24 protein-coding genes are annotated in these 22,128 nt (G+C 66.9%); 15 read left to right on the forward strand and 9 right to left on the reverse strand.

The window, feature by feature from the left end; all coding sequences use genetic code 11:
* The first annotated feature begins 86 nt into the window (after positions 1–86).
* Both ACIA12_RS32280 and ACIA12_RS32285 read left to right on the forward strand, forming a co-directional pair.
* On the forward strand, positions 87–1,154 hold the full coding sequence (locus ACIA12_RS32280) for a class I SAM-dependent methyltransferase (RefSeq protein ID WP_396370989.1): 1,068 nt from the start codon (positions 87–89) through the stop codon (positions 1,152–1,154).
* Between the two features lie 27 nt (positions 1,155–1,181).
* Entirely contained in the window at positions 1,182–3,260 is a 2,079-nt protein-coding gene (locus ACIA12_RS32285; RefSeq protein WP_396370990.1) for an alpha/beta fold hydrolase, read from the forward strand.
* Between the two features lie 138 nt (positions 3,261–3,398).
* Here the strand turns inward: ACIA12_RS32285 and ACIA12_RS32290 are convergent, their stop codons facing one another.
* Positions 3,399–3,578 (reverse strand): DUF5302 domain-containing protein, encoded by a 180-nt coding sequence (locus tag ACIA12_RS32290; protein ID WP_328328093.1) that lies wholly within the window; start codon positions 3,576–3,578, stop codon positions 3,399–3,401.
* 166 nt (positions 3,579–3,744) lie between these two features.
* Between ACIA12_RS32290 and ACIA12_RS32295 the strand changes: the two genes are divergently transcribed.
* Positions 3,745–4,392 (forward strand): LysE family translocator, encoded by a 648-nt coding sequence (locus ACIA12_RS32295; protein ID WP_396370992.1) that lies wholly within the window; start codon positions 3,745–3,747, stop codon positions 4,390–4,392.
* Positions 4,393–4,687: 295 nt separating this feature from the next.
* Here the strand turns inward: ACIA12_RS32295 and ACIA12_RS32300 are convergent, their stop codons facing one another.
* The 7 genes from ACIA12_RS32300 to ACIA12_RS32330 all read right to left on the reverse strand — a co-directional run bounded on the left by ACIA12_RS32300 (position 4,688) and on the right by ACIA12_RS32330 (position 9,999).
* Entirely contained in the window at positions 4,688–5,407 is a 720-nt protein-coding gene (locus ACIA12_RS32300) for a class I SAM-dependent methyltransferase (RefSeq protein WP_396370993.1), read from the reverse strand.
* Between the two features lie 9 nt (positions 5,408–5,416).
* On the reverse strand, positions 5,417–6,433 hold the full coding sequence (locus tag ACIA12_RS32305) for an AraC family transcriptional regulator ligand-binding domain-containing protein (protein WP_396370994.1): 1,017 nt from the start codon (positions 6,431–6,433) through the stop codon (positions 5,417–5,419).
* Entirely contained in the window at positions 6,430–7,239 is an 810-nt protein-coding gene (locus tag ACIA12_RS32310; RefSeq protein ID WP_396370995.1) for an oxidoreductase, read from the reverse strand. The genes ACIA12_RS32305 and ACIA12_RS32310 overlap by 4 nt, the downstream gene beginning before the upstream one ends.
* A 274-nt stretch (positions 7,240–7,513) precedes the next feature.
* Positions 7,514–7,852 carry a DUF5984 family protein gene (locus ACIA12_RS32315; protein ID WP_396370996.1) on the reverse strand — a complete coding sequence of 113 codons (339 nt, stop codon included), beginning with the start codon at positions 7,850–7,852 and terminating at the stop codon, positions 7,514–7,516.
* 98 nt (positions 7,853–7,950) lie between these two features.
* On the reverse strand, positions 7,951–8,313 hold the full coding sequence (locus ACIA12_RS32320; protein WP_396370997.1) for a hypothetical protein: 363 nt from the start codon (positions 8,311–8,313) through the stop codon (positions 7,951–7,953).
* Positions 8,314–8,366: 53 nt separating this feature from the next.
* Positions 8,367–9,443 carry a redox-regulated ATPase YchF gene (gene ychF, locus ACIA12_RS32325; protein WP_396370998.1) on the reverse strand — a complete coding sequence of 359 codons (1,077 nt, stop codon included), beginning with the start codon at positions 9,441–9,443 and terminating at the stop codon, positions 8,367–8,369.
* Positions 9,444–9,477: 34 nt separating this feature from the next.
* Complete coding sequence (locus ACIA12_RS32330; protein ID WP_396370999.1) at positions 9,478–9,999, reverse strand: GNAT family N-acetyltransferase; 522 nt, start codon at positions 9,997–9,999, stop codon at positions 9,478–9,480.
* A 70-nt stretch (positions 10,000–10,069) separates the two neighbouring features.
* Here ACIA12_RS32330 and ACIA12_RS32335 point away from each other — a divergent pair, with 70 nt between their 5' ends.
* From ACIA12_RS32335 to ACIA12_RS32375, 9 genes are all read left to right on the forward strand, one after another.
* Positions 10,070–10,954: a DUF817 domain-containing protein gene (locus ACIA12_RS32335; protein ID WP_396371000.1), complete on the forward strand. Its 885-nt coding sequence runs from the start codon at positions 10,070–10,072 to the stop codon at positions 10,952–10,954.
* A 74-nt stretch (positions 10,955–11,028) separates the two neighbouring features.
* The gene (locus ACIA12_RS32340; RefSeq protein ID WP_396371001.1) at positions 11,029–11,817 is read left to right on the forward strand and encodes a polysaccharide deacetylase family protein; all 789 of its coding nucleotides are present in this window, start codon (positions 11,029–11,031) and stop codon (positions 11,815–11,817) included.
* 45 nt (positions 11,818–11,862) lie between these two features.
* The gene (locus ACIA12_RS32345) at positions 11,863–13,278 is read left to right on the forward strand and encodes an MFS transporter (RefSeq protein WP_396371002.1); all 1,416 of its coding nucleotides are present in this window, start codon (positions 11,863–11,865) and stop codon (positions 13,276–13,278) included.
* A gap of 62 nt (positions 13,279–13,340) precedes the next feature.
* On the forward strand, positions 13,341–14,564 hold the full coding sequence (locus tag ACIA12_RS32350; protein WP_396371003.1) for a DNA recombination protein RmuC: 1,224 nt from the start codon (positions 13,341–13,343) through the stop codon (positions 14,562–14,564).
* 684 nt (positions 14,565–15,248) lie between these two features.
* On the forward strand, positions 15,249–15,806 hold the full coding sequence (locus ACIA12_RS32355; protein WP_396371004.1) for a GNAT family N-acetyltransferase: 558 nt from the start codon (positions 15,249–15,251) through the stop codon (positions 15,804–15,806).
* 613 nt (positions 15,807–16,419) lie between these two features.
* Positions 16,420–17,610 carry a glycoside hydrolase family 64 protein gene (locus ACIA12_RS32360; RefSeq protein WP_396371005.1) on the forward strand — a complete coding sequence of 397 codons (1,191 nt, stop codon included), beginning with the start codon at positions 16,420–16,422 and terminating at the stop codon, positions 17,608–17,610.
* 123 nt (positions 17,611–17,733) lie between these two features.
* Entirely contained in the window at positions 17,734–18,060 is a 327-nt protein-coding gene (locus ACIA12_RS32365) for an ArsR/SmtB family transcription factor (RefSeq protein ID WP_396371006.1), read from the forward strand.
* Positions 18,057–18,494, forward strand: coding sequence for an SRPBCC domain-containing protein (locus ACIA12_RS32370; protein WP_396371007.1), 438 nt, complete (start codon positions 18,057–18,059; stop codon positions 18,492–18,494). The genes ACIA12_RS32365 and ACIA12_RS32370 overlap by 4 nt, the downstream gene beginning before the upstream one ends.
* Before the next feature lie 7 nt (positions 18,495–18,501).
* Positions 18,502–19,617 (forward strand): SRPBCC family protein, encoded by a 1,116-nt coding sequence (locus ACIA12_RS32375; RefSeq protein ID WP_396371008.1) that lies wholly within the window; start codon positions 18,502–18,504, stop codon positions 19,615–19,617.
* 5 nt (positions 19,618–19,622) lie between these two features.
* On the opposite strand, the gene ACIA12_RS32380 is transcribed toward ACIA12_RS32375, so the two are convergent.
* Positions 19,623–20,231: an NAD(P)-dependent oxidoreductase gene (locus ACIA12_RS32380; protein ID WP_396371009.1), complete on the reverse strand. Its 609-nt coding sequence runs from the start codon at positions 20,229–20,231 to the stop codon at positions 19,623–19,625.
* A gap of 120 nt (positions 20,232–20,351) precedes the next feature.
* On the opposite strand from ACIA12_RS32380, the gene ACIA12_RS32385 reads away from it, so the two are divergent.
* From ACIA12_RS32385 to ACIA12_RS32395, 3 genes are all read left to right on the forward strand, one after another.
* Positions 20,352–20,717 (forward strand): winged helix-turn-helix transcriptional regulator, encoded by a 366-nt coding sequence (locus ACIA12_RS32385; protein WP_396371010.1) that lies wholly within the window; start codon positions 20,352–20,354, stop codon positions 20,715–20,717.
* A gap of 73 nt (positions 20,718–20,790) precedes the next feature.
* Entirely contained in the window at positions 20,791–21,327 is a 537-nt protein-coding gene (locus ACIA12_RS32390) for a SigE family RNA polymerase sigma factor (protein WP_396371011.1), read from the forward strand.
* Between the two features lie 3 nt (positions 21,328–21,330).
* The gene (locus tag ACIA12_RS32395) at positions 21,331–22,122 is read left to right on the forward strand and encodes a hypothetical protein (protein ID WP_396371012.1); all 792 of its coding nucleotides are present in this window, start codon (positions 21,331–21,333) and stop codon (positions 22,120–22,122) included.
* Positions 22,123–22,128: the final 6 nt, after the last annotated feature.

Here is a 22,128-nt window from a genome sequence, read left to right on the forward strand (position 1 = left end):
GGCAGTACACACCAGGTGGGTCACCTGATGCGAGCACCTGCCCGCGCTTCCTAGGTTCGCAGTACAGATCCAGGGAGGGAACTGAGATGACAACAGTTGCGATCGACATGGACAAGCTGATGGCCTTCGTGGGCCAGGCGGTAGGTGAGGTGGGCGCGACGCTGAACGCCGCGCTGGTGGTGATGGGTGACCGCCTCGGCTACTACCGCGCGCTGGCCGACGGTGGCGCGACCACACCGGCCGAGCTGGCGGAGAAGACGTCCACCAGCGAGCACTACGCCCGCGAGTGGCTCAATGCCCAAGCAGCAGGCGGCTTTGTCGAGTACGACCCGCACACAGGCAAGTACCTACTGCCACCGGAGCAGGCAGTGGCGCTGACCGACGAGAGCAGCCCGGCGTTCCTGCCCGGCTTCTTCCAGATCGCGCTCGGCACCGTGCAGCACACCACCGAGACCATCGAGGCCGCCCGCAGCGGCGCAGGGATCGGCTGGCACGAGCACAACTCCGACGTACACCTCGGCTGCGAGCGCTTCTTCCGCCCCGGCTACAACGCCAACCTGATCGCCGGCTGGCTGCCCGCGCTCGACGACGTGGTGCAGAAGCTGCAGACAGGTGCTCGGGTGGCCGACATCGGCTGCGGGCACGGCGCCTCGACCATTCTGATGGCCCAGGCGTTCCCGCAGTCCACCTTCATCGGCTCGGACTACCACCCGGAGTCGATCGAGACGGCCCGCCGGCGTGCGGCCGAGGCGGGAGTGGCGGACCGCGTGACGTTCGAGGTGGCGCCTGCGACGAAGTACAGCGGAAGCGGGTACGACCTGGTGACCACCTTCGACGCACTGCACGACATGGGCGACCCGGTGGGCGCCGCCAAGCACGTACGCGAGTCACTGGCCTCCGACGGCACCTGGATGGTCGTCGAGCCAATGGCCGGCGACCGTGTCGAGGACAACCTCAACCCGGTCGGCCGCGCGTACTACGGGTTCTCCACGCTGCTCTGTACTCCGGCTTCGCTCTCACAGGACGTCGGTCTGGCGCTGGGAACGCAGGCCGGGCCGGCCCGGATCCGCGACGTCACCACGGCGGCCGGCTTCACCCGGTTCCGTACCGCCGCCGAAACCCCGTTCAACCTGGTCTTCGAAGTCCGCCCCTGAGACAGTGCCGGGATGGGGGAACGGCAGATGAAACCAGAACGACCCGCTCGACCGGCGGACCAGGTGGGGACGGTCGAGCGGGCCGGGGTGACGATCGCGTACCAGGTGTGGGACGGGCCCGCCTTCGAGAGGGGGAACGGCGGGCCCACGGTCGTACTGATGCCGACCTGGTCGATCGTGCCCTCCCGCATGTGGAAGGCGCAGGTGCCGTACCTGGCTAGGCACTTCAGGGTGGTCACCTTCGACGGCCGCGGCTCCGGCGCTTCCAGCAAGCCGGTGGGAGCCGCGGCGTACGCCGAAGCGGAGTACGTGGCCGACACTCTCGCAGTACTGGATGCCACGGGGGTGGCGGACTGCGTACTGGTCGGCTTCTCCCGTGGTGCGCCATGGGCCTTGCAAGTGGCCGCAGCTCAGCCGGGTCGAGTACGCGGGGTCGTGTGCGTGGGCAGCGCACCCGGTCTCGTCCCGGACCCCAAGGGCTTGTGGGGCGAGCGCCAGCCGTCCAGCGAGGGCTGGGCGAAGTACAACCGCCACTACTGGCAGGAAGGCGGCTACGAGGACTTCATCGAGTTCTTCTTCGGCCAGATCTTCAGCGAGCCGCACTCCAGCAAGCAGATCGAAGACGGCATCCGCTGGGGCCTGCAGATCGGCCCAGACCGCCTCGTCGACACAGAGGCCGCCCGCCAAGCCCAGCAGCCGTCGCTCCCAGCCGTGCAGTGCCCAGTGCTCATAGTCCACGGCTCCGACGACCCGGTACGACCGCTGGCCGAGGCACAACGCCTGGCCGAACTCACCGGAGGCTCCCTGGTCACCATCGAAGGCGGCGGCCACGCCCCGCACGCCAGGGACCCGGTGTTCTTCAACCGCCTCCTCAAGGACTTCGTCACCGCACAGCAGCCGGTACGGCGTACCTGGGTGCGCGCACTCAACCGCCCCCGCCGAGCCCTCTACCTTTCGTCGCCCATCGGCCTCGGGCACGCCAAACGCGACCTGGCCATCGCCCAGGAACTGCGGGTGCTGCGCCCCGACCTGCAACTCGACTGGCTCGCGCAGCATCCCGTCACCAGAGTCCTGCAGGACGCCGGCGAGACAGTGCACCCTGCCTCCGGACTGTTGATCAGCGAAGCCGCCCACATCGACTTCGAGGCCGACGACCACGACCTGCACGCGTTCCAGGCGATCCGCCGGATGGACGAGATCCTGGTCGCGAACTTCCTCACCTTCGCCGACCTGGTCGACGACCGGTACTACGACCTGGTGATCGCCGACGAGGCGTGGGAGGTCGACTACTTCCTGCACGAGAACCCAGAGCTCAAACACTTCGCCTACGCCTGGCTCACCGACTTCATCGGCTGGCTTCCGATGCCCGACGGCGGCCCCGCCGAAGCCGCCCTCACTGCGGACTACAACGCCGAGATGCTCGAACACCGAGCCCGCTACCCGCGCCTGCGCGACCACTCGATCTTCGTCGGCGACCCGGAGGACATCGTCACCACCACCTTCGGCCCCGGCCTCCCCTCGATCCGGGACTGGGCCACCACCAACTACACCTTCACTGGCTACATCATTGGCCCTCCACCCACCACAACAGGCCCACGCAGTAGTCAACTCCGCTGTGTGGTGAGCGTGGGCGGATCAGCAGCCGGCAAGGCTCTTCTGCACCGAGTACTAGACGCAGTACCCCTGGCCCGACGACTGGTACCCGGCCTGGAGTTCGTCTTCGTCACCGGCCCCCGCATAGACCCGACCGAACTGCCACCCACCGAAGGCGTCACCATCCACGGCTACCTACCCGACCTGAACCAGCAACTGGCCGTAGCGGACCTCGCCATCACCCAGGGCGGCCTGTCCACCTGTATGGAGTTGACCGCCCTGCGCATCCCCTTCATCTACGTCCCACTAGAGCACCACTTCGAACAGAACTTCCACGTCCGCGCCCGCCTCGACCGCCACAACGCCGGCCACCACCTCCCCTACGAAGCAGCCCGCAACCCCCAACTCCTGGCCGAGGCCATCGCCAAACAACTGACCCAACCCATCGACTACCTCCCCGTCCCCACCAACGCCGCCCCCCGAGCCGCCACCCTGCTCAACGAACTCCTCTAGCCCGCGACGAAGACACCCACCGGCAAGGCCCGCTCCGGCCCCAGGGCGGGCGGGAGGAGTACCGGCCGGAGGTACCGGGAAAAGCTAGAGCCCCGGGCGGCAACCCGGGGCTCGAGGTGGATGGATGGGCGGCGGAATTCAGCTGCCGGACTTGCGCCGGAACTGGCGCTTCTGCTTGTCGTTGTGCGCCTCGCCGACACCCTCGTGCCGCGGCCCACTGCCGGGGTGCGAGTCGTGCTGCTGGTTCTTCTTGGCAAGCGCCTCGCGGAACTTCTTCTGCAGATCGTCCTTGGCCGGCTCGCTGGGCGTGTCGCTCATACCGTCTCCTTCAAACCGTCAGGCATTCAACCTCTAGCTAACCAATTGTGCCCACCACCACGCCACCGATTATCAGCGGCCCCCATCTCAGCCCCCGAAAATGCCTCCGGCCCGCCCCCGCCCGGCTGTTAGCGTCGCGGCGACGCAACGGCGAAGGGGACGGTTCATGGTCAGCACGGAAGCATTCATCGGGATCGCGCTGGTCGAGCTCGGCCTGGTCGTCATCCCCGGCCCGAACATGATCTATCTCGTCTCGCGCTCGGTCGTCCAGGGCCGTCGCGCCGGCCTCACCTCGCTCGCGGGCGTCGGCGTCGGCTTCCTCGTCTACCTGCTCGCCGCGTCCGCCGGCCTGGCGACGCTCTTCGCGCTGGTACCGGAGATCTACCTGACGCTGAAGCTGGCCGGCGCGGCGTACCTGCTCTGGCTCGCCTGGGGCGCCCTCCGCCCCGGCGGCAGCTCGGCCTTCACCCCGTCCGAGCTCGCCCCGGATCGCCCCCGCAAGCTCTTCGGCATGGGCCTGCTCACCTGCCTGCTCAACCCGAAGATCGCGATCCTGTACATCTCGCTGCTCCCGCAGTTCGTCGATCCGTCGGCCGGCCATGTCGGCACCCAGAGCCTGCTGCTCGGCCTCACCCAACTCGCGGTCGGCGTCGCGGTGAACGCGATCTTCGTCGTCACCGCCGGCTCAGTAGCGACCTTCTTCAGCCGCAAACCACTCTGGTCCCGCATCCACCGGTACCTCACCGGTACTGCGCTAGCCGTCTTCGCCGTGAAGCTCGCCACAGACCGCACCGCGCCAGTAGCCGCTCCGTAGCCCCGGCAACACCGCCCGAAGTCACCAGGGCCGTACTCTCACGCCCAGCCACCGTCCGCGCACAAACCCCTGCGTTTCAAGCGCTTGAGCACCCAGCCCGCCCCTTGGGTCCCGACGTACCTTTACTAGTACGGCCCCCGGACCACCCGGCACCTCCGATCGCCCCATCCAGCGCGGCGATCCCCACCGGCACAACGTCCCACCCCGGCCGCCCCGACCGCTCCCCCAGTGGCCCCCCTGACAGGTCAGGGTGCCGGTGATCCCCATCCCCTGCCCGGCACCCTGGCCGCTCCACCTACCTGGCGACGAAGACGAACTCGAGCCCCGGTCGATCCGGCGCATCCCGTACTTCGTCAACCGCGAACCCAGCCCGCCTCAGCGACTCCTCAACCTCACCCCGGGACCGGAACCGCAACGTCGACCGCGAGAACAACGTCGCGCCGTCCTCCGCGAAGACATAGGTGGACTCGAACGTCACCAACGGCAACCGAACCTCCACCAACTCGGTCCAGTTCTCCACCACCCCAACCCCAGGCACCTCAACCCGCCGGTAGCTCTCCTCCCGATTCCACCCCAACCAGGCCTGCCGCCCCGGATCCCTGGTCTCAAACACAAACCGCCCACCCGGTACCAACGCCCGCCGCACATCTCCGAGCGCCGCCGCCCACTCCTCATCCCCCACAAACACCTGCGCCACATTCCCCGTCATCACCGCCAAGTCAGCCTCCGCCGCCGGCAACGCCCCCGCATCCCCATGTACCCACCTCACGGCCTCAGCCCCAGCTTTCCCCCGAGCCACCTCCAACGAAGCCAACGCCGGGTCGACTCCAACGACGTCGATCCCACGCTCGGCCAGCATCAACGCAAAAACGCCCGTCCCACACCCGACGTCGACCACCCGGTGCGCGCCGAACTCCTCCACCATCGCCGCATAAGCCTCGAGATCCCCCCGCCCCGCCTCCAACGCGTCATAAACCGCAGCCAACCGAGGCACAGCGAACAAGGCATCAGGCATGCGTCGACCCTAGGTGCGCACACCCTCAGCGCTCGAACGGTTTTCCGCGATCCGTACCGCTTCCGGCGTCTGCCCCGTCCAGTCATGGAACGCCCGGTAGAACGACGTCGTGTCGTCGTAGCCGAGCAGATAGGCGATCTCGGCGGCCGACATCGCCGAGCTGCTGAGGTAGTGCCGGGCCAGCGACTCGCGCGTGGTGCGCAGGACGGTCTGGAAGGCTGTCGACTCCAGTTGAAGGCGACGCTGCAGGGTCCTGGTACTGATCGCCAACTGCCGAGCCACCGCGCTCATGGTCGCGGCGCCGGCGGGGAGAAGTTCGAGCAGGGCCGCATGGACGAGTTCGGCGGTCGTCGACGCCCGGTCCAGGTCGGCGAGGCGACGGCGGAGGTCGGGTTCGAAGGAGTCCCACATGCGCTCGTTCGCGGTCAGGAACGGCCGGTTGGCATCACGGTCGTTGAAGGTGATCGACCAGCGCGGTCCGTACGTGATCGGGATTCCGGCGTACTCCGCGTACTGGTCGCGAACCTCCCGCGATTGCCTGACCGGCGCCGTCAACTGCAGCGGCCGCACCTCCCCCCGAGTTCCGATCCGCGCCAATGCCACCCAGAACAGCAACTCGGTGAGCGCGTAGACCTCCGGCGGCCGGTCAACCCACAGCAGCTCGATCTTTGTACTGCCGCCCGACGCCTCGACCTCGAGCCGGAGCGGCCCGATCAGTCTCTTGTACTGCGCGATGCGCCCCGCCGCGAGCGCCAGCGACGGACTGCACAACGCCGCGAACAACGCTGGGTCGAAGACCTCGGCCGTCAGCACGCGGGCGATCGTGACGGGCAGGACCTCGTCACCCAGGTCATCGGCCAGCGCCTGCCACAGCGCGTAGTACTCGGCCGACGTCAGCTCAACGGTGCCGTGGGCAAGCAACCCCTCCGGCAGCCGCGCACGCCGTAGTACGGTCGGAACCGACGCGCCGAGATCCACCAGCAGCGCCCGCGCCGACGGGCCCAGCATATAGCCGCCCGAACTCATACCTGACTCATCACAACACGATCGTAGACGCGATCGCCGAACCACTTACGGGTGAACATCAACGGCCGCGCGTACTTCCCCGCGACATACCGAGTCCGCGGCCGCCGCGCCGACACCGCCTTCACGATCACCTCGGCGAGCTTCGCGGCCGGCGTCCCCTTGACCGCGTTCTCACCGCCGCTGGCCGCCGCAACCTTCCCCGCCAGCGCGGCGTAAGCCCCCTGCCCCGACCGCCGCAACATCGGCTCCGCCAGCACCGCCCCGAACTCCGTCGCCACGAACCCCGGCTCGATCACCACAACGTCGATCCCGAACGGCTTCACCTCCACCCGCAGGCAATCCGACCACCCCTCCACCGCGTGCTTCGACGCGTGGTACCAGGCCCCCAGCGGCGTATAAACCTTCCCACCCATGGACGAAATGTTGACGATCCGCCCACTCCCCCGTGCCCGCATCCCCGGCAACACCAGCTGCGTCAACCGAGCCATCCCGAACAGATTGACCTCGAACTGATACCGGGCATCCTCGATCGACGTGTCCTCCACCGCCCCGTACAACCCGAACCCCGCGTTGTTGATCAACACATCAACCCCGCCCTGCTCCCCCTCGATCCGCTCAACCAAAGCGACCAACTCGTCATCCCGAGTCACATCGACCGCAAGGATGATCGCCCCGGCCTTCTCCAACTCCCCCATCTCCTCGACCCGCCGCGCAACGGCGTACACGCTGTACCCCTCCCCCAACAACCTCGCCGCAGTAGCCTTCCCCATCCCCGCCGAAGCCCCAGTAACCAACACAGTCGCCACCACAACCTCCTCAACAGACAGCCCACCTGACCACCCACCAAAGACGCTATTGCCGACAGCCCCATCCCCCACTGACCATCCCCGCCAACCAACTTCCCGATCCCGCCACCACTTCGGTACGCCGATGCGCCGCCCCACCCCACAATTGGCCAGCCTCACCCGCATGCCCACCCCAGCCGCGCTCTTCGACGGAGACCCCGCCGTCGTCCAGGTGACCCAGCGCCCGTCGGCGGTACGGCGAACTTGTCCGGGACCGGCAATTCCCAGTCGATCGTCACCCGGCCGCACGGCGTCTGAAGCAGATCGCCGGGCTGTCACGCAGGTACCCCAGATAGAGCCAGTGATCCGAGTACCAGGCCATCGCCGCGTCCGCCGATTCCGACTCCACGTCGTTCCAGTCGAGAGAGTCGCCGCTGACGAAGTCGGCCAGATCGTCAGGCACATCCTGGAGCATCACGGGAAGCAGTTGCAGCAGGTCCTCCCACAACCGAACCACGTAGTAGTCGATGCCGGACCCATCGGCATACTGCAGCAACCGCAACTCACCGACCTCGATCCAGTACCACCCGTCGGTCAGCCCGAACCAATGCAACCGCGGGGTCTCCCCACCCAAACCCCAACGTCCGCCAGCGCCCGAAGCTCAAACCCGAATCGAATCGCCACCGCTCAATCATCCCCGGTCAAGACAGCGATGACCGTCCCGGAAACGGATCAGTGGGCTTGGGCCGAGGCGATCATGAAGTTGTAGCCGGCCAGTTGTACGGCGAAGGCCCGGGTGCCCCAGGCGCGGTCGGTGAGGGGACCAGGGGCTTGATGGGCGGCGTGCACAGCGTCCAGTGCGTCTGATGGCACTTCGAGGTAGAGCTGCACACCGGCGCCTCGGTGCTCGCGCGCCTCAGCTGGAAGGAACTGCTCGGTGTCCACACCAAGCAGAACCTGGGCGCCGTGGAGTTCTACGCAGGCCAACGGGTCAGCTGATCCCTTCGGGGTGGCGAAGACGAGGGTCCAGCCGTTGGCGACGAACTCGTCGGCAGCCAGGTAAGGGTCGGCGGTCGCAAGGATCGGCGTCAGCACGACGAACCCTCAACCGCTGAGACGGAACTCAAGCCAGGAAACCGAAGTGGCGTTCAGACGTTGAAGCGGAATTCGACGACGTCGCCGTCGGCCATGATGTAGTCCTTGCCTTCGATGCGGACCTTGCCGGCGGATTTGGCGGCTGCCATGTTGCCGGCTTCCATCAGGTCGTCGAAGGAGACGATCTCGGCCTTGATGAAGCCGCGTTGGAAGTCGGTGTGGATGACGCCGGCTGCTTCGGGGGCGGTGGCGCCCTTTTTGATGGTCCAGGCCCGGGTTTCTTTGGGGCCTGCGGTCAGGTAGGTCTGGAGCCCTAGAGTTTCGAAGCCTACGCGGGCCAGGACGTCCAGGCCGGGCTCTTCTACGCCCATCTCGTTGAGCATTTCGCGGGCCTCGGCCTCGTCGTCGAGTTCGACGAGTTCGGCTTCGAACTTGGCGTCGAGGAAGATCGCCTCGGCGGGGGCGACGAGGTCGCGCATGCTCTGCTTCAGGGTCTCGTCGGCGAGTTCGTCGGCGTCGCAGTTGAAGACGAAGATGTACGGCTTGGCCGTCATCAGCATCAGTTCGCGGATCGCGTCCCGGTCGACGTTGGTGGCGATGATCGGCGTACCGGCCTCGAGGTGCTTCTGCGCCTCGCGGACCGCCTCGAGTACGGCGACGCTCTCCTTCTTCAGCCGGGCTTCCTTCTCCAGCCGCGGGATCGCCTTCTCCACCGTCTGCAGGTCGGCCAGGATCAGCTCGGTCTGGATCGTGGAGATGTCGTCGGCCGGTGAAACCTTGCCGTCGACGTGAGTGACGTCGTCGTCACGGAACACCCGGGTGACCTGGCAGATCGCGTCGCCCTCGCGGATGTGGCTGAGGAACTTGTTGCCCAGCCCCTCGCCCTCCGACGCGCCCCGGACGATGCCGGCGATGTCGACGAACTGCACCGTCGCCGGGATCACCTTGGCCGAGTCGTACAGCGAGGCCAGCTTGGCCAGCCGCGCGTCCGGTACGCCGACCACCCCGACGTTGGGCTCGATCGTCGCGAACGGGTAGTTCGCCGCGAGCACGTTGTTCTTGGTCAGCGCGTTGAAGAGCGTGGACTTGCCCGCATTGGGGAGCCCGACGATTCCGATGGAGAGTGCCACGGGCAGCAAGACTACGCGGCGTGGCCCACTCGACCTAAATCACAAAGGACTCCAGCTCCGCGTCGTACCAGCGTGACGTCAACCCCAGGGGCTGCATCCCGAGCCGCTTGCACACCGCGATCGACGGCTGATTGTCCGGCCGTACGACGGCGTAGATCTCCCCCAGCCCCGCCCGGAACCCATGCGCGATCGCCCCGTGCGCCGACTCCGTCGCCAGGCCCCGCCCCCACGCGTCGGGGTGGAAATGCCAGCCGACCTCGACCTCTCCCTTCGACGACGGCCCCTCCGGCAGCGGTACCAGCAAGACCGTCCCGGCAACCACGCCGGTCGCCTTCTCCTCCACGGCCCAGATCCCGTAGACGTCATCGGAGTTGCGCGCGTTCCACCGCTCGATCGTCCGGGATGCCGCGTCGCGATCCGTCATCACCCGCGGGTCGGCGCCCAGCCAGCGCGACACCTCCCAGCGCCGGTAGATGTCGAACACCCGGTCCCCGTCGCTCTCCGCCCAGTCGCGCACGACCAGCCGGTCCGTCTGGTACACCACCCTCGGATCCATCGCGGCACCTCCATCCGTAGGAGTGATCTATCCGTCCCAACCAGGCGATAGCAAGCAGCGTCTCCTTTCTGTGACCAGCCGGAGAAAACTCGCGCCCAACCGATCACACATCGTGTTCGCCTGCTCGCAATTCCTGCGGTTCGGCTGGACCGAGCTGGTCTCCTGCCTGTTCCCGGCCGCGCTGTTCGCCGGCCTCGCGCTCTCGAAGTACGTCGAACTGCCGATCGCCCGGTACGACGCGTTGCTGATCTACTCCGTCCTGCTCACCGGAGGGTTCTGGCTGGCCGGCCTGGAGACGTGGCGCGAGATCGCCGTCATCTTCGGATTCCACCTGGTCGGCCTCGGGCTGGAACTGTTCAAGGTCCAGGTCGGCTCCTGGGAGTATCCGGGCGACGCGGTGACGAAGGTCGCCGGGGTGCCGCTCTTCGCCGGCTTCATGTACGCCGCGGTCGGCAGCTACATCTGCCAGGCGTGGCGCCGGTTCGACCTGCGGGTCAGCGGATATCGGCCAGCGCTCACCACCGTGCTCGCAGTACTGATCTATGCGAACTTCTTCACCCATCACTGGATCGTCGACCTGCGCATCCCGATCGCGCTGGCTCTTCTGCTCGTACTGCGGCGCACGTGGGTCTTCTATTCAGTCGGCAGCCGCAGGTACCGGATGCCGCTGGCGCTGGCGTTCGCGCTGATCGGCTTCTTCCTCTGGATGGCGGAGAATTTCGGCACCTTCCTGGATGCCTGGAACTACCCCGACCAGGTGAACGTCTGGCACCTGGTGCACCCGGCGAAGTTCGGCGCGTGGGCGCTGCTGGTCAGCATGAGCTTCGTACTGGTCGCGAGCGTGAAGTCGCTGGAGGGCAGGCTGTACCACCGCGGCACGCTCGCGACCGTCGCGACTCCGAAGGCTACTGAGATCTCCCCGCAACACAGCGATGCCAACCAGGCCCGAAGGTAAGGCGTCTTACCAACGAAAGCTCCTTGAGGGGGAGCGTGTCTGGGGAACATCCGCCTGATCTGCAAGGGAGCATCATGTCCCGAAAGCTTGCCGCCGTCATCGCCACCGCCGCCGCCTCCGCGCTGGTCGTCGGTTCGTTGATCGCCCTGGCGCTGGGACACACGAACCAGCCCAAGCCGACCTCGGCCTCATCACCGAGCACCCCGTCGTCGACACCGATCGAGACGCCGACCACGACGCCCACGCCGCCGGCCAACTCCGGCTCACCGGAGAGCGGCAAGCCGCGCAAACCGGCCGGCGACCCGACGCTCGCTGCGTCGGCGGGCAACAAGAAGGTGCTGTTCTTCAGCTTCGACGACGGCCCGGACCCGTACTGGACGCCGAAGATCCTGCAGGTGCTGAAGAAGTACGGCGCCCACGCGACCTTCTTCGAGCTCGGCAACATGCAGGCCGCCCACCCCGGGCTGCGCGAGCAAGTACTTGCCGCAGGCAACACCATCGGCAGCCACTCGATCTCGCACCCCCAGCTGACCGCGATCTCGGCGGCGAAGCGGCACCACGAGATCTTCGACGGTCCGCGGTCCAAGTGCTTCCGGCCGCCGTTCGGCGCCTCGAACCCGAAGGTCCGCGCCGAGATCAAGGCCGCCGGTATGGTCCAGGTGCTCTGGGACGTCGATCCGCGCGACTGGGCCCGGCCCGGCGTGCACGCGATCGTGAGCAACATCATGACGCACGCCCACAAGCGCAACATCATCCTGATGCACGACGGTGGCGGCGACCGCAGCCAGACCGTCGCAGCACTCGACAAGGCGCTCCGCCTGCTCAAGGCCCAGGGCTACAGCTTCCCCGCGATGGCCTGCTGACCTCGGGGTTGAGCTCAACCTGACTTTAAGTCGTACCGTCCACCAATGGACACCCCGGCGAACGGCTCCTGGCGCGAACTGCTCGGTCTCACCTACGCCCCCGTGGCGGTGGTACTGGCAGGCGGCGTGCTGATGGAGGCGAGCAACGTCTACCTCACCACCAGCCTGCTGCCGACCATCGTCGGGGACATCGGTGGTACCGGCTTCTATGCGTGGACCATGACGGCCTTCCTGGTCGCGTCGGTGATCAGCTCGATGCTGGTCAGCCGGATCCTCATCACGCGCGGCTCCATGGTCGCCTATCTGCTCGCGTTCGGGTTGTTCGGGCTCGGCTCGCTGATCGCCGCCGCGAGCCCCGGGATCGGCGTCTTCCTGGCCGGCCGGGCCGTGCAGGGCTTCGGCGGCGGGCTGCTCGCGGGACTCGGCTATGCCCTCATCCAGCGGGCTTTGCCGGAGCGGTTGTGGGCCAAGGCGGCCGCTCTGGTGTCGGCGATGTGGGGTGTCGGCAACCTCGTCGGGCCGTCTGGCGGTGGCGCTTTCGGGCAGTTGGGCGTGTGGCGGCCGGCATTCTGGTTGCTGGTGGGGCTGGCCGCAGTACTGATGGTCGTCGTCGTGCGGGTGATTCCTCGTACCGAGCGATCGGCGGCCGCGTCCGCAGTACCGGTGGTGTCGCTGGTGTTGCTGACCGCGGCGGTGGCGATGGTCAGCATCGCGAGCATCGTGCCGGCGGGGGTGGCGACCGCGGTGGTGCTGCTGGTCGGGCTGGGGCTCGGCGTGGTCTTCGTCTGGTTCGAGCGGACCGCAAAGGCGGCTGTGCTTCCGCGGGTGACCTTTGCTGCCGGCAAGTCGCTGAAGTGGGTTTACCTGACCGTCGGAATTCTTGCCTTCGGCATCGGTACCGAGGCCTTCATCCCGTTGTTCGGTCAGGAGCTGGGTGAGCTGTCGCCGCTGCTGGCCGGGTTCCTCGGCGCGGCGCTGTCGCTCGGTTGGTCGTTGAGCCAGACAGCGAGCGCGAGCGCATCCAGTACGGCCGTCGTACGCCGGCTGATCGTCGGCGGGCCCGCGTTGCTGGCGATCGGCCTCGCGGCGTACTCCGCCTTGCAGGTCCACGGGCCCTCGGCTGTGGTGGTGATCCTGTGGTTCGTCACCCTGTTCGCGGCCGGTGCCGGGATCGGGATCGCCTTCCCGCACCTGGCCGTCGCCGCGTTCAGCAGCGTCGAGGACCAGGAGGAGGCGGCCAAGGCATCGGCGGGGATCAACACGGTGTTCCTGATGTCGAGCGCGTTCAGCGCGGCCTTGGCCGGCGTACTGGTCAAACTCGGCGAGCCTTCCGTCCTCACATCCGCTCACCTACTGCTGTATGTCTTCGCTTTCGCGGCCGTGCTCGGCGCCCTCCCGGCCTGGCGGATCGCTCGCTCCGGAGTGGCTCGCAAGGCCGACGCGCCGCAGCTCACACACTGAGGTTCGGTGGTACCGGGCTTGTCGTGCGGAAATTGTCGGCGGGGTCTGCGACTGTCTGTGACATGACCGGTACCGCGGTTCTGCTGCTCTTGGTTTTCCTGCTGGTCGGGCTCGGGCTCGGCTGGGTCTTCGGCCTGCTCTGGTCGCGGGGACGCGACGGCGCCTCGCTCGCGCGGATCACAGCCGAGCGGGATGCGGCCGAGGATCGCGTGGTCGAGCTCACGCAGGAGCGGACGACGGTCGGGCAACAGATGTCCGGGCAAGCGGTGGTGAAGGAGTCGCTCGACCGATTGCATGCCCAGCTCAACCAGTTGGAGAAGGGCCGCGCTGCCTGGCAGAGCCAGCTGCACCAACAGGTGAACGAGGTGCGGATGAGCGGTGAGGCACTGCGGCGGGAGACCGCCTCATTGTCGACCGCGCTGCGCAAACCACAGGTGCGCGGGCGATGGGGCGAGCTGCATCTCCGGCGTACGGTCGAGCTGGCCGGCATGGTCGCGCACTGCGACTTCACCGAGCAGACCACAACCGTGGGCGACGACGGCCTGCTCCGCCCCGACATGGTGGTGCGACTTGCCGAGGGCAAAAACCTGGTCGTCGACTCGAAGGTCCCGCTGGCGGCCTTCCTGGAAGCCGCCGAGAGCGACGACGCCGACTTCCGCGAGGAACGCCTCCGCGCCCACGCCCGCCACCTGCGGACTCACGTCGACCAACTCTCCGCCAAGGCGTACTGGTCGCGACTCCCCTCGACTCCCGAGTTCGTCATCCTCTTCGTCCCCGGCGAGTCCTTCCTCTCCGCCGCCTTGGACGTCGAGCCGGCGCTACTCGAGTACGCCGCCGAGCGCCGCGTCATCCTGGCGACCCCCACCACCCTGATCGCCACCCTGCGCGCGGCCGCCTACGCCTGGAACCAATCAGCCCTGACCGAATCGGCCCAACAGGTCTTCGAACTGGGCCGGGAACTCTACGAACGCCTCAGCACCATGGGCGACCACCTCAACAAGGTCGGCCGCTCCCTGACGTCGGCCGTAGACGCCTACAACAGCACCGTCGGCTCCTTCGAACGCCGAGTCTTCACCACCGCCCGCAAACTCCGAGACCTCCACGTCACCGAAGCAGAACTAACCGCCATGGAATCCATAGAAGCCTCCGCCCGCCCCCTAACCGCCCCCGAATTCCTGGCCGTAGACGACACCCCCAACACCCACCGCTGGCTCCCCGGCCCCACCGTCGACAAAACCCACCGAGAACCACCCCCACTCCCCGGCCTGGATACCCAAACGGGCTGACCGCGAGCCAAGAACCCCACGCCTGCTCCGCCGTCCGCTCCTTCGTCGCGTCCGCGTTCGCAGGCTCCCACCCACCCTGGGCGCAGGCTCCTCCGTCGCCTGCTTGAGCGACTGCAACCGTCCAGCACCACATCCCATGCAAGACGGACCCGAGTCGCTTCGCCTCGCCGGCCGCACGCCTCGCAGCCTGCCCGACCCAAGCGTCAACTGACGAGGACGGACCCCGACGCTAGAGCGGACTCGCACCGCGTCAGCCTGAGTTGGCACGGCACTCAGTCCCGCTCAGCTCCCGCCAGCAAGAGAGCGACCACTCGACGTCCCTGGCTTAGCGCGTACGCCACGACATCAGCAGTGCCGCCGAACTCACCTGCGGGCTTGCCGTTCCACACAGCGATCAGGGCATACCCCGTCGAAGTACCGGCGTGGTCCGGCGCGGATCGAACTACAGCAGGCTCTGTGGATGGTGAACAGCGGCGATGATGTGAGCACTGGCATCGAGCATGCGTCGGCCGCACTTCAGAGCTTGCCGAGCAGAGATCAGATCCGACCGATCGTTGCCCTCGCCAAGGAAGTACTCGGCGCTGTACCAGCGCCGCAGATGTCGAAGCCGGCGGTCGTGGAGTTCCGTGAGTGTCTTGAGCTCAGCGCAGGTTGATCCGCCTTGAAGAGGGTAGTCAGAGCGGCATGAGCGACCTGGACCAACTGACCATCGAGCGGCACGATGCAACCTCCACCCTGGAACTGCGGAACGACATCTTGCCGGTGTACATCGCTTCGCACGACGATCAGATGCACGACCCGTGGTTCCGCCCAGACCAGTTCTGGGAGCGCCTGGTCGAGCTGTACCTCCCCGGCCGCGACTTCGAACTCGTTGCCGCCCGGATCGCCGGCACCGTCGTCGGCTACGCCTTCGGCAGCCCGCGCGATCAACATGGCGCGATCTGCGATGAACTCCGCTCGACGTACCCGGAGTGGGATCTTCCTGTCGAGTCGGTTCCGCTCTACCTGTTCCGGGAATTCGCCACTCATCCGGACCACCAGCGGAAAGGCATAGGCCGCCGTGTCCATGACGCGCTGCTCGAAGGGAGACCTGAGCCGGTCGCTGAACTCCTGGTGCGCAAGGACAATGTTCCGGCGCAGGCTGCGTACCGCTCGTGGGGCTGGGTCCAGCTCGGAGAGAAGCAGCCGTTTCCGGACTCACCGGTATTCGATCGGCTTGTTTTTCGGTTGCCACCGTCATGAGAAGCGCAAGACTCGCCTGACCCAGGCCAGACCACCTCCCGCCATCTGATCTTCGGCGGCTGATTGTGCATCCAAGTCGACTCGGGGACCATCAGCCGACTGACAATATTTCTGCGCCGCTCCCCTACTGGGCCACAGATATAACCTGAGCGCCGGCACCGCGGCGACCACAGCGGCAGCGGGGCCCCCTTGTTCTTGTTCTTGTTCTTGTTCTTGTTCTTGTTCTTGTTCTTGTTCTTGTTCTTGTTCTGTTCTTGTTCTTGTTCTTGTTCTTGTTCTTGTTCTTGTTCTTGTTCTTGTTCTTGTTCTTGTTCTTGTTCTTGTTGCGTTTGCTTGGACGTGACGCTGGGCGGTTGGCCGTCGAGGTAGTTGGCATGTCGGGCTGGGTCGGCATATCAGGCGTCGGAAAGCCGACAGGGGTTGGGGGTTGACAGGGGTGGTGGGGCGGCCAAGTATGAGAGCGCTCTCACTCATCCGGTGATCCACCGTCCCTCGTCGGATGAGCAGTGGGTACCGCTCGCCCCCAGCGGTGACTGTGTCCTGGTATCGCAGTCTCTTCGTGGTCGTCCGGTGCTCCGCCTTCTCTCGCACGGGACAAACCTGAGGAGGAGTTGTGCGCATCAAACACAAGCTGCTGGCGGTTCTGGCCGCCGCGAGTACCGTCGCCGCCGGGCTGGTCGCGAGCGTCGCGATGCCGGCCCAAGCCGTGCCGACGACCATTCCGCTGAAGATCTCCAACAGTTCCGGCCGCGGCGACGCGGTCTACATCTACAACCTCGGTACGAACCTGCAGACCGGCCAGCAGGGCTGGGCCGATGCCGCGGGCAACTTCCACGCCTGGCCGGCCGGCGGCAACCCGCCGACGCCGGCACCCGACGCCTCCATCGCCGGACCCGGCAACGGCGGGTCGATCACCATCCGGATGCCGAAGTTCTCAGGCCGGGTCTACTTCTCGTACGGGCAGAAGCTGGTCTTCAAGCTGACCACCGGCGGCCTGGTGCAGCCCGCGGTCCAGAACCCGAGCGACCCCAACCGCAACATCCTGTTCAGCTGGACCGAGTACACGCTGAACGACTCCGGCCTGTGGATCAACAGCACCCAGGTCGACATGTTCTCGGTCCCGTACGCGGTCGGCGTCCAGCAGGGCAACGGCAACGTGCTGACCACCGGCCATCTCAAGCCAGGCGGGTACAACAACTTCTTCAACGCGCTCCGCGGCCAGCCCGGCGGCTGGGCCAACCTGATCCAAACAGCACCCAACGGCTCGGTACTCCGCGCACTCGCGCCCACCTACGGCGTCGAGACCGGCGCGCTGCCCGGCAACGTGATGGACGACTACATCAACAGGGTCTGGTCGAAGTACAGCTCGCAGACCCTGACCGTGCAGCCGTTCGGCGACCAGCCGAACACCAAGTACTTCGGTCGCGTCTCCGGCAACGTCATGAACTTCACCAACACCTCCGGCCAGGTCGTCACGAGCTTCCAGAAGCCCAACGCGCCCAGCATCTTCGGCTGCGCCGGCCTGCTCGACGCCCCGAACGACCTGGTCCGCGGGCCGATCTCGCGCACGCTCTGCGCCGGCTTCAACCGGTCGACGCTGCTGATCAACCCCAACCAGCCAGACCCCAACAACTCGAACTTCTACAAGGACAGCGTCACCAACCACTACTCCAGGCTGATCCACGCGCAGATGGCCGACGGCAAGGCCTACGGATTCGCCTTCGACGACGTCGGCAACCACGAGGCCCTCGTCCACGACGGCAACCCGCAGCAGGCCTACATCACCCTCGACCCCTTCAACTAACCAAAGAAACAAGTCAGAGACCCGCCCCGGGTCCCCGTAGCTGCCCGCGGGGGACCCGGGGTGTTCCACGTGTTGACACCGGTAGTCTTGACATCGGCAATGGTTAGTGGCAACTTACCGTTCGTGAGCACTTACCAAGCCGGTACCGTCCTCGACGCTCTCGGCGATCCGACCAGACGCACCATCCTGGAGACCCTGCGCCGCACCGGCCCCAGCTCGGTCGCCGGCCTGGCAGAGCGCGTCCCGGTCAGCCGCCCCGCGATCTCCCAGCACCTCAAGGTCCTCAGCCAAGCCGGCCTCGTCGACCACGAGGCCAGGGGCACCCGCAACATCTACCGCCTCGACCGCGCCGGCCTCGACGAAGTCCGGGACTGGCTCGACCAGTTCTGGGATGACGCGCTGGACGCGTTCGCGGAGTACGTACGAAAGACCGAAGAGGAGCAGAGATGAGCATCGCGCCGCTGGTGAAGCGGGTGGTCGTCAGCACCACCCAGGATCGCGCTTTCGAGTTGTTCACCAAGCAGATGAGCGCCTGGTGGCCGCTGAAGACTCATTCCGTCGGCCACGACAAAGCCACGAGTGTGGAGCTCGAGGGCGCCGTCGGCGGCCGCATCGTCGAGTACGGCGAAGACGGCCCACTCGGCTACTGGGGCACAGTGTCCGACTGGGACCCGCCGAACAGCCTCTCCTTCACCTGGCATCCCGGCAGCGACCCCAAGCAGGCCGGCAGCATCACTGTCAGCTTCACCCAACTGGACGACGGCACAGCGGTCGAACTGGTCCACAGCGGCTGGGAGCGCCAGCCCGACGGCGCCGAAGCCCGCGAGGACTACAACACCGGCTGGGACTACGTGCTCGACTTCTACGTGAGCCACAGCCGATAGTGGGCGGATGGCCAACGCTCCGGTCGACCCCAGCGCACTAGCCGCCTCACTCCGCCCGCACGGGGAGTCGGTCATGCTGCCGCAGGCGGCGTACACGGACCCCGCAGTACTGGCCTGGGAGCGCCGTAACTTCTTCGCCGGCACCTGGACCTGCCTGGGCCGAGCAGAAGAACTAGCTGCCGGTACTACGTACAGCGCGACGACCGTGGGCGACATCGGAGTGCTACTGACGTTCAGCGACAAGCCCCGCGCCTTCGCCAACACCTGCAGGCATCGCGGCCACGAGCTACTACCGCAAGGCGACTCCAGCGAGCGCAGGGCCGTCGTCTGCCCGTACCACGGCTGGTCCTACGACCTGGACGGCGCAGTCAAGGCAGCCCCACGCATGGGCGACACCTTCGACGCCACGCCGTACGGACTCACAGAGTTGCCGACCGAGGTGTGGCACGGCTGGCTGTTCGTCAACGCACTCGGCACGGCTCCAGCGTTCAGCGAGCACGTCGGCGGCCTGACGGACCTCGTCGCGCCGTACCGGCCGGAGGCGTTGACCCTCAAGGCGCGGCACAGCTACGACGTCGCCTCGAACTGGAAGACGATCGTGGAGAACTATCACGAGTGCTACCACTGCCCGTTGATCCACCCGGAGCTCTGCAAGGTCTCGCCCCCGACGTCAGGCGACAACTGGAACCTGCCCGGCGCCTGGGTCGGCGGCCTGATGGATCTCCGCCCCGACGCCGAGACCATGTCCCTCGACGGCAAGTCCCACGGAATCCCCTTGCCCGGCGTCGATCCACGGACCGTGAACTACGTCGGCTTGTTCCCCAACCTGCTCATCTCCCTGCACCCCGACTACGTGATGACCCACCGCCTCGAACCCCGTACTCCGCGCCTGACGGCGATCGAGTGCTCCTGGTACTTCCCGGCGGAGGTGGCCGACCCGTCGTACGCCGTCGAGTTCTGGGACATCACCAACCGCGAGGACTGGTCGGCCTGCGAGTCGGTCCAGCGCGGCGCCGACTCGCCTCACTTCCGCCCCGGCCCCCTGGCGCCGGCCGAGGACGCCGTCTACCAATGGGTCACCATGCTGGCCAGGGGTTACCTGGGCAAAAGTCTTACTGAGTAAAGAAATCAGTTCGCGACCGTGAACCGGCCACGACGATGAGCAGGCTGCTCGAGCTCGTCCACCAGCGCGACGGCGTAGTCCTCCGCCGAGACCTCGCCCCCAACAGGCTCGTCCAGGCCGAGCTTGAAGACGCCAGTCCGCTCGCCAGGCGCGATCACCGGCGCCGGCGACAGCAGCGTCCAGTCGACGTCCGCCGGCGTCGCACGCAGGGTGTCTAGCACTCCGGCGACAACCAGCGCCTCGGCCTTGTAGATCTCCGGGAAGTCCGGCGAGTCCACCAGCCGCTTGCCACCGGCAAGCAGACTGCCCGCCCCACCGACCACCACCAGCCGGGTCCCGCCGGCCGACGCGATCAGCGTGTCGATAGCGTCCACGAAGTCCTGCGGATCCCCGCCGGTCCGGCTCGGCCCCATCGCCGAGACCAGCACGTCGACCGAGGATGCGATCTCCTTCACCGACGCGGCATCGTTCGCCGACCCGACGACAGCCCGCACACCGTCCGGCTGAGCCCCACCAGACCGGGTGATGCCCACGACCTCATGCCCACGCCTGACCGCCTCGGCGGCGATCCGGCTCCCGATCATCCCGCTGGCACCATAAACCGCGATCTTCACGACAAGTCTCCAAACATCGGCAGCAACCTCAACGCAGCCGACAGTAACCATTGGTAACTGGCTACTTCAACGTGCTATAAGTACCTGGTGGTTACTAACGGAGAGCCTCTGGTCGCCAGGATGTTCGATCGCGGCAACCTGTTCGATCCGGACTGCCCGACGCGGCTGATTCTGGACCGGATCGGCGACAAGTGGACCGTGCTCGCCGTGCTTCTGCTGAGCAACGGCCCGCTCCGGTTCACCGAGCTCCGCGACGGCATCGGCCGGGTCGCGCCCAAGGTTCTCACCCAGACGCTGAGGCGACTCGAGCGCGACGGCCTGGTCACCCGCGAGGTCTTCGCCGAGGTCCCACCCCGCGTCGTCTACACGCTGACCCCGATGGGCGAGTCCCTGATCACCCCGATCCGGGCGATCAGCGACTGGGCCGAGGAGCATGTCCCGGCCATCTCCGCGGCGCAGAACAGTTACGACCTGGACAACGCCTGATCACGGCTCAACCTTTCGCCCCCGCTCGGTCATCACACTGCTGACCGAGACAACACTCCACTGGGGGCAACTGATGGATCCAGGGCTGGACGCCGAATTCGCAGCGTTCGTCGACGGACGTTTCACCGCACTGCAACGGTTCGGCTACCTGCTGACCGGGGAATGGCAGTTGGCCGAGGACCTGGTCCAGACCGCGCTGACCAAGGTGTGGTTCCACCGCAAGTCACTGCGCAGTGCGAACGCGCTGGAGTCGTACACCCGCACAGTGATGGTGAACACCAGCACCCAGTGGTGGCGGCGCAAGTGGAAGGGCGAGGCGCCCACCGAGCACCTCCCCGAACCTGCCACCCACTCCGAGTACGGGACGATCGACGATCGCGACCTGCTGCTCCGCGCGCTGGCGACGCTCACCCGCCGGGTCCGGGCCACGCTGGTCCTGCGGTACTTCGAGGACCTACCGGAGGCCGAGATCGCCCAGCTCATGGGCTGCTCCACCGGCACGGTGAAGAGCAACATCTCCCGCGGACTGGCCAAGCTCCGCGAACACCACCTGCTCACCGATCCCCTGATCGCGCCGCCCGCCAAGGCTCCGGCCCGGAAGGAGGGCTGAACGATGCCCGATGAACTGAAGGACAAGTTCCAGCAACTCGTCGCCGATCCGCCGCCACCCACCGCGGTGCCGAGCGAGGCCGTCTTCGCCAAGGTGCGGACCGTACGCCGGCGTCGTACCGCGGGCGTGGCCGTGCTGGCAGCCGCCGCCGTGGCCGCGATCGCCGTCGCCGGCAACAACCTCACCGACATCAACTCCACCCCACCGGTCTCCGGTACTCCCGGCCCGACGATCGCAGCGTCCGCGCCGCCGTCGTCCACCAGCAACGCCACAACCGGAACGGTCGGGACCACCAAGACCACCAAGACCGGCACGACCGGCACGACCGGATCCGTCCAACCCACCGGCCCCGCCAAGCCCTCGTCATCCGGGACCCAGACTCACAACCCACCAGCAAGCCCGCCCGTCGCGGTGACCGTCTCGCTGCTGCCGAGGCTCACCGGCAGGTCACTCACAATGAAGGTCACCGTGAAGGGCACGCTGATCTCGCCGCTCGGGATCGAAGGCGACGGCAGCTCAGGCGTCGAACTCCCCGGCGACACCAGCTTCCTGAACCGCACCCTGGGCACGACCTACCTGTACGGGGACGGTGAGGAGAGCGGCTCCGACGGTGGCGCCGTCACCTGCACCGGCGCCAAGAAGCGGGTCACCTCGAAGGAGACCTACACGCTGATGGACGGCCCGCATGTGTACAAGAAGGCCGGCACCTACACCTTCAAGTACACGGTCCAGTACTGCGGAACCAAGAACCAGACGCTCAAGGCGACCAAAACCGCCCAGATCGTCGTGCCCTGACCAGGC

The sequence above is a fragment of the Kribbella sp. NPDC051620 genome, assembly GCF_044453825.1.
GTDB lineage: Bacteria > Actinomycetota > Actinomycetes > Propionibacteriales > Kribbellaceae > Kribbella.

Coding starts and splice junctions, on each gene's coding strand:
- ACIA12_RS32305 (WP_396370994.1), bottom strand. CDS start 6,433: ATGAGTTCGGGCGGCTATATGCTGGGCCCGTCGGCGCGGGCGCTGCTG.
- ACIA12_RS32390 (WP_396371011.1), top strand. CDS start 20,791: ATGGATCCAGGGCTGGACGCCGAATTCGCAGCGTTCGTCGACGGACGT.
- ACIA12_RS32280 (WP_396370989.1), top strand. CDS start 87: ATGACAACAGTTGCGATCGACATGGACAAGCTGATGGCCTTCGTGGGC.
- ACIA12_RS32350 (WP_396371003.1), top strand. CDS start 13,341: ATGACCGGTACCGCGGTTCTGCTGCTCTTGGTTTTCCTGCTGGTCGGG.
- ACIA12_RS32370 (WP_396371007.1), top strand. CDS start 18,057: ATGAGCATCGCGCCGCTGGTGAAGCGGGTGGTCGTCAGCACCACCCAG.
- ACIA12_RS32285 (WP_396370990.1), top strand. CDS start 1,182: ATGAAACCAGAACGACCCGCTCGACCGGCGGACCAGGTGGGGACGGTC.
- ACIA12_RS32330 (WP_396370999.1), bottom strand. CDS start 9,999: ATGGATCCGAGGGTGGTGTACCAGACGGACCGGCTGGTCGTGCGCGAC.
- ACIA12_RS32295 (WP_396370992.1), top strand. CDS start 3,745: ATGGTCAGCACGGAAGCATTCATCGGGATCGCGCTGGTCGAGCTCGGC.
- ACIA12_RS32345 (WP_396371002.1), top strand. CDS start 11,863: ATGGACACCCCGGCGAACGGCTCCTGGCGCGAACTGCTCGGTCTCACC.
- ACIA12_RS32395 (WP_396371012.1), top strand. CDS start 21,331: ATGCCCGATGAACTGAAGGACAAGTTCCAGCAACTCGTCGCCGATCCG.
- ACIA12_RS32340 (WP_396371001.1), top strand. CDS start 11,029: ATGTCCCGAAAGCTTGCCGCCGTCATCGCCACCGCCGCCGCCTCCGCG.
- ACIA12_RS32290 (WP_328328093.1), bottom strand. CDS start 3,578: ATGAGCGACACGCCCAGCGAGCCGGCCAAGGACGATCTGCAGAAGAAG.
- ACIA12_RS32385 (WP_396371010.1), top strand. CDS start 20,352: ATGTTCGATCGCGGCAACCTGTTCGATCCGGACTGCCCGACGCGGCTG.
- ACIA12_RS32375 (WP_396371008.1), top strand. CDS start 18,502: ATGGCCAACGCTCCGGTCGACCCCAGCGCACTAGCCGCCTCACTCCGC.
- ACIA12_RS32355 (WP_396371004.1), top strand. CDS start 15,249: ATGAGCGACCTGGACCAACTGACCATCGAGCGGCACGATGCAACCTCC.
- ACIA12_RS32300 (WP_396370993.1), bottom strand. CDS start 5,407: ATGCCTGATGCCTTGTTCGCTGTGCCTCGGTTGGCTGCGGTTTATGAC.